This window comes from Roseobacter sp. HKCC-CH-9351 (assembly GCF_037830295.1).
In the GTDB taxonomy this organism is placed as follows: Bacteria; Pseudomonadota; Alphaproteobacteria; order Rhodobacterales; family Rhodobacteraceae; genus M30B80.
Window position 1 is genome coordinate 173397 of record NZ_JBBLYM010000003.1, and the last position, 12908, is coordinate 186304.

Here is a 12908-nt window from a genome sequence, read left to right on the forward strand (position 1 = left end):
CGGCTCAATGGGCAGCCTGTGCGGCACAATCACGGCAAAACGGCGTAAAGGGCAGAACCTCTAGCCTGTCTTCGGCTATTGGCAAATCGCAAGAGGTGCATATCCCATATTGCACCGCATCTATGCGCGCGATTGCCGCGTTTATCATCGCAATCTCATGCTGTGCTTCAAGGCCAAGCGCCTCCAGGGCCTCGTCATCTTCGCGCTCTTTGGCGGCTTCGGGCCAATCGCGCGAATGGGGGGCGTCAAGCGCATCCTCCACAGTGTGGATGCGCTGATCCGATTGCGCCAAGCGTGTCTGTAATTGATCACGCTTTGCGGCAATCGCAGTTTTACTCAGATGGCCACTCATGACCCTATCCTTTCCTAAATCTTGCCTGTTCACCCCCGAACAGTGCCGCGAGGCAGGCAGCCCCGCTTTGATTTGTGCCAACTTCTGCAATTGCCCTTGGCCCCAACCCTGCCTAGATTGGGCGAGACAGCTGCCCAACCAAAGGATGCCCCGAAATGGAACTGCGCCAAATCACCGATAAAATCTTTGTCTCGCCGCAAGTCGCGCCCAAGGATTTGGCCGCCCTCAAAGCAGAAGGGTTCACAGCCTTGATCTGCAACCGCCCCGATGCCGAGAACCCCGAACCCCTCCAAGCAGCGGCATTTGAGACCGCAGCCGAAGCGGCGGGCTTGGAATTTGTATATAACCCAATGGGGGCTGCGGGGTTAAGCATGGACATGATTGACGAACAGGCAGATGCGATTGAGGGCAGCAGCGGCAAGATTTTGGCCTATTGTGCCTCTGGCACGCGTTCGGCAGTTTTGTCGGCCTTTGCCCTTGCAGGCACCATGGCGCGGGATGAAATTTTGGACGCGATTGCAACTGCGGGCTATCCGATGCCACATCTTGCCCCGCAGATTGACCATGTAGCATCCGCCCGCGCAGATGGCTGAGGGAAAGATACAGCCGCCATGGCCGCCTATGACCTAGATCGCCGCACCCCTGTTGATTGGGTCGTAAACGCCCTGTTCCAAGCGGTTCTGGCGGCGGCACGCGCCCTGCCCTATGCGCAGCGTGTGGCCTTGATCGGATGGCTGACGCGGCGCGTGTTGGGGCCGCTTGCGGGGTTTCGCCGCCGCGCGATGGGGCATCTGGCCTATATCTGGCCTGATCTGCCCGAGAAACGGCGCGCGGATATTACCAATGCCAGTTTAGATAATCTGGGCCGTTCGGTAATCGAGCAATATTCCGCACCCGACCTGATTGCTCGTGCAAGGCACTGGCAGCCCCATGGCACGGGATGGCAGGCGGCCGAGGCCGCGCGACAGGCGGGGCGCCCGATCCTGTTTGTCTCAGGCCATTTCGGCAATTACCAAGCCTTTCGCAGCGCCATGAACCAACGCGGCTATCACATGGGCGGGCTCTATCGCCCAATGAACAATGGCTATGTGAATGCCCATTACGAAGATACGATGCGCGCATTCGGCGGCCCCGCCTTTCCCCGCGGGCGGCGGGGCGTGGCGCAATTCCTGCGCCATATCAAGGGGGGTGGGCAATGCGCCATCTTGTTGGATCAATATTTTGCAGACGGGGTGCGCATTGATTTCTTAGGCAAACCTGCACCAACGGCCCTGACGGGGGCGGAAATGGCGTTGCGCCATGACGCGCTGGTTGTGCCAATTTTTGCACGCCGCTGTGAAAATGGCTTGGATTTCGACATTCTGGTCGATGCGCCCATACCGCATGGCACAGCCGAGGCCATGACGCAGGCCATTTCAGATGCAATATCGCGGCGCATCCGCGAAACACCCGAACAATGGCTGTGGGTGCATCGCCGCTGGAAGCCGGAACGCCAATTGCGTTATTTTGATCTAGATCCCGAAGAGGAAGAAGCGCTGCGCCGCGATTTATAGCGCCCCATTTATTGAGGCGCCCGTGCAGCCCCCATCACAGGGCCAAGCGCACCAGCGCCAAGGCGGGCCTGCACCACCACGGCCAAATCCATCTCTGCCTCTGCCGTGATCGTGCGCACAAACGGAGCGCGGCCATCCCAATCGTCCAAGATTTCCAAACCCCGCACCACATTGCTGTAATGAGCATCACGCCCCGCATTCTCGCCACGGGTGATATCCAACTCAGCACGCGGGGTATAGCGGATCACCTGCACCACCATTGGCGCAGTCTGCGTGGTTTGCGCCATCAGGCGATAGCCGTCTGCACTGCGAATAAGCTCGACCGCAACAGGATATCCCTGCGCGGCATGGGCGCGGATCAAATCGGCCAATTCCATCGGCTGGGCCCCCACCAGATGATCATGCCCCCCCACGACCATATGCGGCGTATAAACCCGCCGTCCCCCTGCGGCGCGCACATAGGCCTCTTGGCGGCGCGAGAATTGAGGTTGGGCGAATGTGTCGGGCCAACCGATATAATCCCAATAATCCACATGCAGACCCAAGGGCAAAACATCGCCCCGCGTGGCCAATTCATTGAGCAACGCATCCGCTGGCGGGCAAGAGGAACAGCCTTGCGAGGTAAACAACTCCACAACAACAGGGCCTGTTGCGGATAATTGCGCCTCGGCCATTTTGGGGGAAAAGGCCATGATGGCTAAAACCGCAAAACAAAGCGCCTGCACCATGGGGCGCAGGCCAATGACCATCCGACCTAGAACCATTTGCAGCAGCGAGCCTGTCATCATTATCCCTCTTGCACTGTCCCCTTTCACATAGGCCGCTTTTCGCGACTGCGCCAATCAAGCCTTTGCGAGCCACGGTAATATTCCACCCATGCCACAACTATGGCCGCGATTGTTATCGAAGGAAACCAAAGAAGCGTTAAATCCAACGCGGCGTGGTTTGAATATAGCGCAGGCCCTCAACGCCGAACGCGTGGCGTAGCCCCTCCTCCTCAGGGGCAGCAAATCGTTGATCCACCATCCAAAAATAGAGATAGGGGATCAAGACAGGCGATAGCGCACCCAAAACCAATACCCACCCGATTAAAATCAACACCATGCCTAAATAGATCGGGTTGCGGCTATATTTGAACGGGCCAGATGTGATCAAAGCCTTTGGGGTATGGCGCGGTTCAATCGGTGTTTTGGCGCGATAGAAAAACCAAGCCGCCCATAAGATCACGGCGACCCCCACAGCGATGGTCAGACACCCGCCCAAACGAAACACGAGGCCAAAGGCCATGATCAGGGGCAATTCTCGCGCCAAGATCCACGCCACCGCTGCGGCAAGGAACAGCCATATTGGTGGAATATCAAAATAGGCCCGTAACGCCCTCATAGCGTGATCTTTGGCCAATCGCGCGCAGGCGCAACATGCAGCCTTGTGCCCGGGTGCCGCAACTGACGCCACCCCATGACGATCTGCCCCCAAATCCGCCGCGCCCGAAACCCAAGCGCCGCCATGCCCGACACCGGCAAGCGCGGCTTTTCAACGGCATCAATCAAAGATCGGGTTTCAAGCGCCTGCGGCACCCCATATTGCGCGCAAATATCCAATTGCACCGCCAAAGCAGGCACAGCCTGATAGCTGCGCATCCCATATGTGGAGGAAATAATCGCATCCGATGGCCCACCCACACGCAGCGCGTGATCAAGCATTAGCTTTGCCCCCTTAGGATAGGCGATATAGGCCGCAGAACCCGTTCGATCCTGCCAGAGGCGCAGCATCGGGGCCGCAGAATGCAAGACGCGGCCCAAAACCTTTTTGCGACCGCGCGTCTCAAGCGAGATGTGATCGACATCGGTCAACCCAGCAACATCCGCGAGAAAGGCGGGCAAATCCGCAGCCAAGGTCGCGTCATCCTCTAAAATCAAATGCGGGACATCCGCCGCAATCACAGCGCGCCACGCGGCCATATGCGAAGCGCAAAGCGCCATTTCTGTCACCCGCAAGGGTCGCTGCCACCGATGCCATACAGGATCATCGGCAGGCGGGGTTAACGTGTCGGGGGTAATCGCCTCCATCCGCGCCCAGTCCAGACCGAAATAATCCATCTGCGCGGCCATAAAGGCCATACGATCCTTGGCCGTTGCCATATTGATGATCAACACCCTCATCGGCCAAAATCCATTGCAGACAAATCCCCGTCAATCAGCGCCAAATATTGCGCCACAACGCGGGATTTGATGAATTTCTCGGATAATTGCGCTTGGCCCGCTGTCACCAATTGCGCGGCCAAGTCTGGCTTGGCCCGCAATCGCAAGAGCGCCTGTGCCATTGCATCAACATCGTCAATATCAACAAGCAGCGCATCCTTGCCATCCTCACAAAACCATGACGGCCCCTCGCTGCGCGTGGCGACAACAGGGGTGGCACTGCGCCATGCCTCGAGAATGACATTCCCAAGCGGTTCATGGCGCGAAGGCATGACATAGGCATCTGCGCTGGCCACAAGATGCATCGGCTCCTCGACCCAACCCAAAAAGCGAACGCGATCTATCACCCCAAGATCACGGGCAAGCGCCTCAAGCGCAGGGCGTTTTTCGCCCTCACCCGCGAGCCATAAATACGCGCCCTCCAACTGTGCGAAGGCACGGATCAGCGTGTCAAACCCCTTGCGGTGGATAAACCGCCCCGACCCGACAATCAAAAAGGCATCTTCAGGCGTGTCATAGGTGGTGCGCGCAATAGCACGCGGTGTCACCTCGCGCACGAAATTGGAAATCACCCCAAGGGGACGCTGCCAGCCCAAATTGCGGCAAGCCTGCGCAATACCGGGCGTATTGGCAACGATCACATCATTGCGTGCGAAGTTTTTCAAATGGCGCGGATAATCCCCCAAGCGCGTGATCCGCACGCCCCCACCCGATTGGGGCAAGAGTTTCGAGGCGCGCGACATCCATGCAAATGTCGCATCTGGCCGCCACGCCGCGCGCATCTGGCGCAAGCGCCACCGCAGCCCAAGGGATTGTGGGCTGAGAAGCCGAAAATTGGTTTCATAAATCGCGCCAAGCGGGCGAAGATCCTCGGCCCAAGCCCGATTGGGGCGGATCACAAAACGCTGCTCAACCCCCGCTTCTGCCAAAGCCTGACACAGATTGACAAAGAACCGCTCCGCCCCGCCATCGGTACCAAAATGCATATGGATCACGCGGCGTCCGGTCATCGCTGCGCCTTTTCTTCGGCCAGATTTTGAAAAAGGATTACATATTGCCCGATCACTGCCTCATGAAACCCTTGGGTCAGGCGAAGGAAGAACCGCTCTGTGCCACCATCGCGCCCCATCATGATATGGAAGATCCATTTGACCACGCGCCTATAATCCCTTGGCCCGTGCGCGCGCCAAGTGCAGGCGGTAATTCACGCGATACCGCCCAAAGCGCCACAGCCTGACCCAAATCGGGTCCTTCTGCGCCATTTTTTTGCGGCTATCGCCGACTGTGCCATCGCTCGTCTCTTGCGCGCCGATGGCAATCGTTTGCGGCGCAATCATCGCCACGCGCAAATCAAACTCCCAAAAATGCTTATGATCTTCATCGACAGGGCGGAAAATCGGCGGCACTTTGGCCAATATTTTTTCGGCCCCCGCCCGCGTCAGAACATAGCCCAAAGTGGTAGAGGGAACGCGATCAGGGCGACCCAGCGTAAAGCCCTGCCCAATCGTCTGCGCCTGATCAAGGCGCACAGGCTTGAACGAAAAGAGCTTTACCATATCCCATGCCGCGGGGCGCTTTTGCAAATCATCCTGCAACGCGGATAGGGTCGCGGCAAAGTCACCCGTGATGCGCAGGTCATCCTCTAGAACCACCGCGGCCTCAGCCCCGCTTTCCGACAGCCATTCAGCGGCCTTGATGTGGCTGAGGTAACAGCCAATTTCGGGAGGCACCAAATCATGCCGCGCGTAGCGGCGATTGGCGCGCACATCATAGACGCGGGCCAAGTCGCCTTCGGACAGCGCCCGACCATTCACCGCAGGCAGGCGCGTCCACGCGACACCCGCACCGTCCAACTCTGCGCCAACACGGGCGAGCCGCGTTTCATTGCTGTCCATATTGATGACGTAAACAGGCCAATCTTGCACGCGCGCCGCTCCTTTATCCTTGAGAATGGCATAGCCCAGCCACGGGTTTGAACACAAGCGCCGCGCATCATTGCTTGCCCCAACAGCCGCTTTCATGACAAATGCGCCGCAAGCAGAAATCACCCCAGAGGCGCACATGGCGCAAAATATCCCAATATATGTCATTAATCTCGACCGCCGCCCCGATCGGCTCGAGCGGATCGGGGATCACCTACGCGCGCGCGGCGTGACCTTCATTCGTCATTCCGCCTGTGATGCACAAAGCGCGGATGCCGCCCGCATAGATGCTGTGATTGCGGAATATGGCCCCTTGGGGCGGCTTGGTTTGGGTGACCGCGCCTGCACAGTCAGCCATACCGAGGCTTGGGCCGCCTTTCTGCAAACAGACGCGCAGTTCGCCCTCTTTTTAGAGGATGACATCTATCTCGCCGCTGATCTGGCCTCTGCGGTGATGACCTCTAATTGGATCCCGCGCGGCACCGAGGCGGTCAAACTTGAGAAATTCAACGAAGGCATATCCAAACTTTTACTTGGCACGCAAATTGGTCAAACCCCCTCAGGCCGCGCGATCCACCCGATGCGCTCGCGTCATGTGGGGGGGGGGGCCTATATCCTGTCGCGGCGGGGGGCGGAATTGGCCCTGTCTTGGCGCGGCAAGATGAGGGTGCCGATTGACCATTTCCTGTTCAATGACACAGTCAACCCCATTCGCCGCGCTTTGGCCGCCAGCATCATTGTGCCCGCGATGGCGACACAGCGCGCCTATGCTTATAATTCTGATATCTCAGGCCTTGGCAAAGCAGTGCGCCCCAAAGGATGGGCCAAAACATGGCGCAAACTCAAACGCGGCAGCGCCGAAATCAACCAAGCCCCCCGCCAAATCTGGCAATGGGCCACGGGGCAAGCGCGGATTGTAGAGGTAGAATTCGCCGAAAACCCACCCAAATAAAAAAGCCCCGCGCGATGCGCGGGGCTTTTGGTTTCACTGTGGCGAGGCTTACGCTGCGCGGGCGAGGTTGCGCAGAACGTAATGCAAGACGCCGCCATTCTCGATATATTCGATCTCAACCGCCGTATCGATCCGACATTTCAGCGTGATCGTTTTCACGCTGCGATCAGCATAGGTGATATCACAGGGCACTTCGGCCAAGGGTGTGATTGTATCCAAGCCCTTGATTGCCACGGTTTCATCCCCTTTCAGACCCAAGGTCTTGCGGGTGTCGCCGCCTGTGAATTCGAACGGGATCACCCCCATACCAACGAGATTAGAGCGGTGGATGCGCTCAAAGCTTTCCGCGATCACGGCCTTGACACCCAAAAGAGCGGTGCCTTTTGCAGCCCAGTCACGGCTTGAGCCCGCGCCATATTGCTCGCCCCCAAAGATCACCAAGGGCGTGCCTTGCTCTTGATAGGCCATTGCCGCGTCAAAGATCGAGGTCTGCGCGCCATCTGGGCCTTTGGTATAACCGCCTTCAACGCCATCCAACATCTCATTCTTGATGCGGATATTGGCGAATGTGCCGCGCATCATGATCTCGTGGTTGCCACGGCGCGCGCCATAAGAGTTGAACTCGCGCACAGGCACCTGACGCTCGATCAGATATTGACCCGCAGGGGTGGTGTCCTTGAACGACCCTGCAGGGCTGATATGGTCTGTGGTGATCATATCGCCCAAAAGCGCCAGAACCTTGGCCCCTTCGATATTCTCGATCTTTTTAGTGTCCATCGTGATGCCTTGGAAATAAGGCGGGTTCTGAACATAGGTCGAGGTCGCAGGCCAATCATAGGTCTGCTGATCAGTAGTTTTGACCCCCTGCCATTTCTCATCGCCTTTGAACACATCGGCGTATTTGGCTTGGAACGCTTCGCGCGTCACAGTGCGCTCAACTGTTTCTGCCACTTCTTGCGTGGTCGGCCAAATATCCTTGAGATAAACATCACGACCATCTGGGGTCTGGGCAATCGGGTCATTGGCCAGATCAATATCCATCGTGCCCGCAATCGCATAAGCCACAACCAGCGGCGGCGAGGCGAGATAGTTTGCGCGCACATCGGGGCTGATACGACCCTCGAAATTACGGTTCCCTGACAGCACCGCAGTGGCGACCAAATCGCCCTCGGCAATTGCCTCAGAAATCTCTTTCTGCAGCGGGCCAGAGTTACCGATACAGGTGGTGCAGCCATACCCCACAAGGTTAAAGCCGACTTTATCAAGATCTTCTTGTAGGCCTGCGGCCTCAAGATAGGCAGATACAACCTGGCTGCCTGGCGCAAGCGATGTCTTGACCCATGGTTTACGGGTCAGGCCCAATTCAGCGGCCTTGCGCGCCACAAGACCTGCGCCAATCATCACATAAGGATTCGATGTGTTGGTGCAGGAGGTGATCGAGGCAATTACAACCTTGCCTGATTCCATGCTGTAATCTTCGCCTTTGACGGCGACCTGCTTGCCCAAAGGACGCTCGAACGTCTCTTCCATTTCCTTGCGAAAGGCGGATTTTGCGCTCGACAGCGCCACATAATCTTGTGGGCGTTTTGGGCCAGAAATGGCAGGCACGATCGTGCCCATGTCCAATTCCAACGTGTCGGTATAAACGGGCGCGTAATTCGCATCGCGCCAGAACCCGTTTTCCTTGGCATAGGTTTCGACCAAGGCGATAACCTCTTCCTCGCGGCCCGTGTTGCGCAGGTAACGCAGAGTTTCATCATCAATTGGGAAGAAGCCACATGTGGCGCCATATTCAGGCGCCATGTTGGCGATGGTCGCGCGATCCGCCAAAGGCAGGCGATCCAAACCTTCGCCGTAGAATTCAACGAATTTGCCCACCACGCCTTTCTTGCGGAGCATTTCCACAACTTTCAGCACAAGGTCAGTGCCTGTAGTGCCTTCCACCATTGCACCCGTCAATTTAAAGCCAATCACTTCGGGGATCAACATCGAGATCGGTTGACCAAGCATTGCGGCCTCTGCCTCGATACCGCCAACGCCCCATCCCAAAACAGCCGCGCCATTGACCATGGTGGTGTGGCTGTCTGTGCCAACAAGCGTATCTGGATAGGCGACCAAATGGCCGTTCTGATCCACGTCCGACCAAACCGTTTTGGCCAGATATTCAAGGTTCACTTGGTGACAAATCCCCGTTCCAGGAGGCACAACGCGGAAATTGTTGAACGCGTTCTGGCCCCATTTGAGGAAGGTGTAACGCTCCATATTGCGCTCATATTCGCGATCCACATTCATCTGGAAGGCGCGCGGATTGCCAAACTCGTCAATCATCACGGAGTGGTCAATGACCAAATCCACGGGGTTCAGCGGGTTGATCTTGTCAGGGTTGCCGCCAAGCGCCTTGATCCCGTCCCGCATCGCGGCCAGATCCACCACCGCAGGCACGCCAGTGAAATCCTGCATCAAAACGCGGGCGGGGCGATAGGCGATCTCGCGCGGGTTTTGACCACCCAACTTGGCCCAATCTGCAAAGGCCTTGATGTCATCGACACTGACCGTCTTACCATCTTCGAATCGCAGCATATTCTCCAGCACCACCTTCAACGCGGCAGGCAATTTCGAGAAATCGCCAAGCCCCGCGGCCTCAGCGGCGGCGATGGAATAATAGGCATAGGTTTTTCCCCCTGCCGTCAGGGTCTTGCGGGTCGCGGCGCTATCGTGGCCTACGGTGATGGGCATATTTGCCTCCCTCATCGAAAAAACGGGTTGAACGGTCACGGCCTTAGCCCTTGCTTTTGGATGTCGCAATGGGGGTTGGTCGTGTTTGTATGCCGTTGCATACATATTTTCACAGGCAGGCGCAAGCATTCCTGTTTGCACGCTTTCCAAATTCTCAAATTCCGTTTAGCTGTGAAGCTATGATGTTGGAAATCACCTCTCTGGCCTGCGCGCGCGGCGCTGTGCAAGTGCTGCAAAATGTCGACCTCACCCTCTCTGCGGGCGAGGCCGTGGTACTGCGCGGGCCGAATGGGGCAGGTAAAACCACGCTGTTGCGGATCATCGCGGGGCTGGCCCCCGCCCTGTCGGGGCAGATCAGTTGCGCCAGCGACAGCATCGCCTATAGCGGTCACGCAGACGGGATTAAAACCAGTCTAACCGTCGCGCAAAACCTGAATTTTTGGGCAGGTGTTTTTGGACAACGTGACATCACGCCTGCGCTTGATGCGTTTGATCTGCATGATCTGCGTGACCGCCCCGCAGGCGAAATGAGTGCGGGTCAAAAACGCCGCCTCAGCCTTGCGCGGCTCTTGGTGACGGGGCGCCCCATTTGGTGCCTTGATGAGCCGACAGTGTCGCTTGACCAAGAAAATGTCGCGCGCTTTGCTGCCGCCGTGCAGGCGCATTTGGCCCGTGGCGGGGCCGCATTGATTGCCACTCATATTGATCTCGGGCTGGCCGAGGCGCAGATTTTCGACATCAAACCGTTCATGTGCAAAAAGCTAGCCGAGACTGACCCGTTTTCGGATTGGGGGGCGGCATGATCGGTCTTTTGATACGCGACTTGCGGTTGGCCGTAAAAGCAGGGGGCGGCTTTGGCCTTGCGCTTGCTTTTTTCTTAATCGTTTCCGTTCTCGTGCCTTTTGGGATCGGGCCAGAAACGGTTTTGCTGCGCGAGGTGTCGGGGGGCGTTTTGTGGCTTGGCGCGCTTTTGGCCTGCCTCTTGTCTTTGGATCGGATCTTTGCTCTTGACTGGGAAGATGGCAGTCTTGAACTGCTTGCAACCTCCCCCCTGCCCCTTGAGATGGTCGCAATCACCAAATCTGCGGCGCATTGGATCACCACGGGGCTGCCCTTGGCCTTGGTGGCACCGCTTTTGGGTCTGTTGTTGAATTTGCCCGAGGACGGGTTTCTGTGGCTTGTCATCTCGCTTTTGGTGGGAACGCCCGCCCTTTCGGCCATTGGTACATTTGGCGCGGCTTTGACGGTGGGGATGCGGCGGGGCGGGTTGTTGCTGTCGCTATTGGTGCTGCCACTCTATGTGCCTAGTTTGCTTTTTGGGTCGATGGTTGTCTCATACGGGGCCTCTGGCGAGGCGGTTGGCACCCCTTTGGCCCTATTGGCGGCCATCAGTCTGGGCAGTTTGGCGATTTTGCCCTTTGCTTCGGCCTCTGTCCTCCGCGTCAATCTGCGCTAGGCTGCCGCTATTTCAGCCCCTTGTGGCCTTGCGGCGCTGCGACTAATCTCTGCGCGTATGAGCATCTGGGAATACGCAAATCCGCGAAAATTTATGTCGCTGTCGGGCGCGGTTCTGCCATGGGTGACGGCCCTTGCCGTTGCGATGGTGGTGGGTGGGCTGATCTGGGGGTTTTTCTTCACCCCGAATGATTTTCGCCAAGGCGCGACTGTCAAAATCATCTATATCCATGTGCCTGCCGCGATTATGGGTTCGGGCACATGGTTTATGATGTTGGCCGCCTCGTTGGTTTGGGTCATTCGCCGCCACCATGTCAGCGCCCTCGCGGCCAAGGCCGCAGCCCCCGTTGGGATGGTGTTTACGCTGATCGGCCTGTTCACAGGCGCGGTCTGGGGGCAACCAATGTGGGGCACATGGTGGGAATGGGACCCAAGATTGACCGCATTTTTGATCCTGTTTCTGTTCTATCTGGGCTATATGGCGCTGTGGGCGGCGGTCGAAAACCCCGATACGGCCGCAGACCTGACCGCCGTTCTGTGCCTTGTTGGCACGGTCTTTGCGGTGATTTCGCGCTATGCAATTTTGTTCTGGAACCAGGGCCTGCATCAAGGCGCATCGCTGTCGATGGATGCCGAGGAAAATGTCGCCGATGTCTTTGCCTATCCGCTTTGGATTTGCATTATCGGCTTTGGCCTTTTGTTTATCTGCCTTGTGCTGTTGCGCACGCGCACTGAAATTCGCGCCCGCCGCCTCAGCGCCCTGATCGCGCAGGAGCGGATGGCATGACACCTTTCATCTTTCCCGATCTGGGATCATACGCGGTTGAGGTCCTATCTGCCTATGCAGGGACATTGGCGCTTTTGCTGATCTTGGTGGCAGGCTCTGTTTGGCAGGGGCGCAAAACGCGGATCAGGCTTGAGGAATTCGAAGCGCGCCGCACGGCTAAGCGTCAAAAATCTACGGAAAACCTGTAATGAAATTTCGTCCGATGATGATTGTGCCTTTGGCCGTAACGCTTGGGTTTTTCGGGCTTGCGGCGGTGCAACTGAGCCGCACGGAGGACGCGCGCAGCATCGGCGTTGACACGGCCGCCCTCCCCTCCACGCGTGAGGGCCGCGTGGCCCCGCATCTCGATCTGACGGCGCTTGACGACACGCCGCTTCTGACCCGTGCCGATCTTGAGGGCAACGGGCTTATCATTCTGAATTTCTTTGCCAGTTGGTGCCCACCCTGCCGCGCCGAGCATCCGACCCTTACCGCATTGGCCGAAGCAGGAAACCCGCTATTTGGCGTGAACTATCGCGATAAATTGGGCCAAGCGCGTGCTTTTTTATCTGAATTGGGCAATCCCTATGACCGCATCGGTCGCGATGAAGAAGCGCGAAATGGGCGCGATTGGGGCGTGGTTGCGATGCCCGAAACCTTCTTTATCAATTCCGAAGGTGTAGTGGTTCTGCATTTCCGTGGACCGATCACTGATCGCGTACTGAGAAACCAAATCCTTCCAGCTCTTGATGACGCAGGTCACACGTTAATGTTGTCTCAATAGGCAATCTAGCCAACATACTGTGCGTGTAAATTAGTATTCATCTATGTATGATTGGAAGCCTATACACACATTTCGTCAGGATTTTTATTTTTTAAATGACTAAACTTCAACGCATTGCATCTATATCTGACCTGAGGGAGCGAGCACGTAAACGCCTTCCTAGATCTGTTTTTGACTTTATTGATGG

16 protein-coding genes are annotated in these 12908 nt (G+C 57.2%); 8 read left to right on the forward strand and 8 right to left on the reverse strand.

Annotation, left to right across the window (positions count from 1 at the left end; all coding sequences use genetic code 11):
- Positions 1-4: 4 nt before the first annotated feature.
- Positions 5-352 (reverse strand): TraR/DksA family transcriptional regulator, encoded by a 348-nt coding sequence (locus tag AAC632_RS12125; RefSeq protein WP_340299133.1) that lies wholly within the window; start codon positions 350-352, stop codon positions 5-7.
- Between the two features lie 155 nt (positions 353-507).
- Here AAC632_RS12125 and AAC632_RS12130 point away from each other — a divergent pair, with 155 nt between their 5' ends.
- A complete protein-coding gene (locus AAC632_RS12130) occupies positions 508-945 on the forward strand; it encodes a TIGR01244 family sulfur transferase (RefSeq protein WP_340260304.1) in 438 nt (145 codons plus the stop codon).
- 18 nt (positions 946-963) lie between these two features.
- On the forward strand, positions 964-1905 hold the full coding sequence (locus AAC632_RS12135) for a lysophospholipid acyltransferase family protein (protein WP_340299134.1): 942 nt from the start codon (positions 964-966) through the stop codon (positions 1903-1905).
- 8 nt (positions 1906-1913) lie between these two features.
- Here the strand turns inward: AAC632_RS12135 and AAC632_RS12140 are convergent, their stop codons facing one another.
- The 6 genes from AAC632_RS12140 to AAC632_RS12165 form a co-directional block, all read right to left on the reverse strand.
- Positions 1914-2690, reverse strand: coding sequence for a DUF1223 domain-containing protein (locus AAC632_RS12140; protein ID WP_340299135.1), 777 nt, complete (start codon positions 2688-2690; stop codon positions 1914-1916).
- A 139-nt stretch (positions 2691-2829) separates the two neighbouring features.
- Complete coding sequence (locus AAC632_RS12145; protein WP_340299136.1) at positions 2830-3288, reverse strand: methyltransferase family protein; 459 nt, start codon at positions 3286-3288, stop codon at positions 2830-2832.
- A complete protein-coding gene (locus AAC632_RS12150; RefSeq protein WP_340299137.1) occupies positions 3285-4067 on the reverse strand; it encodes a glycosyltransferase family 25 protein in 783 nt (260 codons plus the stop codon). Before AAC632_RS12150 ends, AAC632_RS12145 begins: the two co-directional genes overlap by 4 nt.
- Complete coding sequence (locus AAC632_RS12155) at positions 4064-5116, reverse strand: glycosyltransferase (RefSeq protein WP_340299138.1); 1053 nt, start codon at positions 5114-5116, stop codon at positions 4064-4066. The genes AAC632_RS12150 and AAC632_RS12155 overlap by 4 nt, the downstream gene beginning before the upstream one ends.
- Positions 5113-5262: a hypothetical protein gene (locus AAC632_RS12160; RefSeq protein WP_340299139.1), complete on the reverse strand. Its 150-nt coding sequence runs from the start codon at positions 5260-5262 to the stop codon at positions 5113-5115. Before AAC632_RS12160 ends, AAC632_RS12155 begins: the two co-directional genes overlap by 4 nt.
- 4 nt (positions 5263-5266) lie before the next feature.
- Positions 5267-6127: a glycosyltransferase family 25 protein gene (locus AAC632_RS12165; protein ID WP_340299140.1), complete on the reverse strand. Its 861-nt coding sequence runs from the start codon at positions 6125-6127 to the stop codon at positions 5267-5269.
- Here AAC632_RS12165 and AAC632_RS12170 point away from each other — a divergent pair.
- On the forward strand, positions 6126-6980 hold the full coding sequence (locus AAC632_RS12170; protein ID WP_340299141.1) for a glycosyltransferase family 25 protein: 855 nt from the start codon (positions 6126-6128) through the stop codon (positions 6978-6980). The genes AAC632_RS12165 and AAC632_RS12170 overlap by 2 nt on opposite strands.
- 48 nt (positions 6981-7028) lie before the next feature.
- Here AAC632_RS12170 and acnA read toward each other — a convergent pair whose 3' ends face one another.
- On the reverse strand, positions 7029-9716 hold the full coding sequence (gene acnA, locus AAC632_RS12175; RefSeq protein WP_340299142.1) for an aconitate hydratase AcnA: 2688 nt from the start codon (positions 9714-9716) through the stop codon (positions 7029-7031).
- Between the two features lie 179 nt (positions 9717-9895).
- Here acnA and ccmA point away from each other — a divergent pair, with 179 nt between their 5' ends.
- The 5 genes from ccmA to AAC632_RS12200 are packed head-to-tail and all read left to right on the forward strand — an operon-like array spanning position 9896 to position 12721.
- The gene (gene ccmA / locus AAC632_RS12180; RefSeq protein WP_340299143.1) at positions 9896-10519 is read left to right on the forward strand and encodes a heme ABC exporter ATP-binding protein CcmA; all 624 of its coding nucleotides are present in this window, start codon (positions 9896-9898) and stop codon (positions 10517-10519) included.
- Positions 10516-11172 (forward strand): heme exporter protein CcmB, encoded by a 657-nt coding sequence (gene ccmB, locus AAC632_RS12185; RefSeq protein ID WP_340299144.1) that lies wholly within the window; start codon positions 10516-10518, stop codon positions 11170-11172. The genes ccmA and ccmB overlap by 4 nt, the downstream gene beginning before the upstream one ends.
- 57 nt (positions 11173-11229) lie before the next feature.
- A complete protein-coding gene (locus AAC632_RS12190; RefSeq protein WP_317655136.1) occupies positions 11230-11958 on the forward strand; it encodes a heme ABC transporter permease in 729 nt (242 codons plus the stop codon).
- A complete protein-coding gene (gene ccmD, locus AAC632_RS12195) occupies positions 11955-12146 on the forward strand; it encodes a heme exporter protein CcmD (RefSeq protein ID WP_340255649.1) in 192 nt (63 codons plus the stop codon). Before AAC632_RS12190 ends, ccmD begins: the two co-directional genes overlap by 4 nt.
- Positions 12146-12721: a DsbE family thiol:disulfide interchange protein gene (locus AAC632_RS12200; RefSeq protein WP_340299145.1), complete on the forward strand. Its 576-nt coding sequence runs from the start codon at positions 12146-12148 to the stop codon at positions 12719-12721. The genes ccmD and AAC632_RS12200 overlap by 1 nt, the downstream gene beginning before the upstream one ends.
- Positions 12722-12908: the final 187 nt, after the last annotated feature.

Excerpts from the sequence above, each read along its gene's own strand:
- AAC632_RS12125 (WP_340299133.1), bottom strand. The coding sequence starts at position 352 with ATGAGTGGCCATCTGAGTAAAACTGCGATTGCCGCAAAGCGTGATCAA.
- AAC632_RS12130 (WP_340260304.1), top strand. The coding sequence starts at position 508 with ATGGAACTGCGCCAAATCACCGATAAAATCTTTGTCTCGCCGCAAGTC.
- AAC632_RS12135 (WP_340299134.1), top strand. The coding sequence starts at position 964 with ATGGCCGCCTATGACCTAGATCGCCGCACCCCTGTTGATTGGGTCGTA.
- AAC632_RS12140 (WP_340299135.1), bottom strand. The coding sequence starts at position 2,690 with ATGACAGGCTCGCTGCTGCAAATGGTTCTAGGTCGGATGGTCATTGGC.
- AAC632_RS12145 (WP_340299136.1), bottom strand. The coding sequence starts at position 3,288 with ATGAGGGCGTTACGGGCCTATTTTGATATTCCACCAATATGGCTGTTC.
- AAC632_RS12150 (WP_340299137.1), bottom strand. The coding sequence starts at position 4,067 with ATGAGGGTGTTGATCATCAATATGGCAACGGCCAAGGATCGTATGGCC.
- AAC632_RS12155 (WP_340299138.1), bottom strand. The coding sequence starts at position 5,116 with ATGACCGGACGCCGCGTGATCCATATGCATTTTGGTACCGATGGCGGG.
- AAC632_RS12170 (WP_340299141.1), top strand. The coding sequence starts at position 6,126 with ATGACAAATGCGCCGCAAGCAGAAATCACCCCAGAGGCGCACATGGCG.
- AAC632_RS12165 (WP_340299140.1), bottom strand. The coding sequence starts at position 6,127 with ATGAAAGCGGCTGTTGGGGCAAGCAATGATGCGCGGCGCTTGTGTTCA.
- acnA (WP_340299142.1), bottom strand. The coding sequence starts at position 9,716 with ATGCCCATCACCGTAGGCCACGATAGCGCCGCGACCCGCAAGACCCTG.
- ccmA (WP_340299143.1), top strand. The coding sequence starts at position 9,896 with ATGATGTTGGAAATCACCTCTCTGGCCTGCGCGCGCGGCGCTGTGCAA.
- ccmB (WP_340299144.1), top strand. The coding sequence starts at position 10,516 with ATGATCGGTCTTTTGATACGCGACTTGCGGTTGGCCGTAAAAGCAGGG.
- AAC632_RS12190 (WP_317655136.1), top strand. The coding sequence starts at position 11,230 with ATGAGCATCTGGGAATACGCAAATCCGCGAAAATTTATGTCGCTGTCG.
- ccmD (WP_340255649.1), top strand. The coding sequence starts at position 11,955 with ATGACACCTTTCATCTTTCCCGATCTGGGATCATACGCGGTTGAGGTC.
- AAC632_RS12200 (WP_340299145.1), top strand. The coding sequence starts at position 12,146 with ATGAAATTTCGTCCGATGATGATTGTGCCTTTGGCCGTAACGCTTGGG.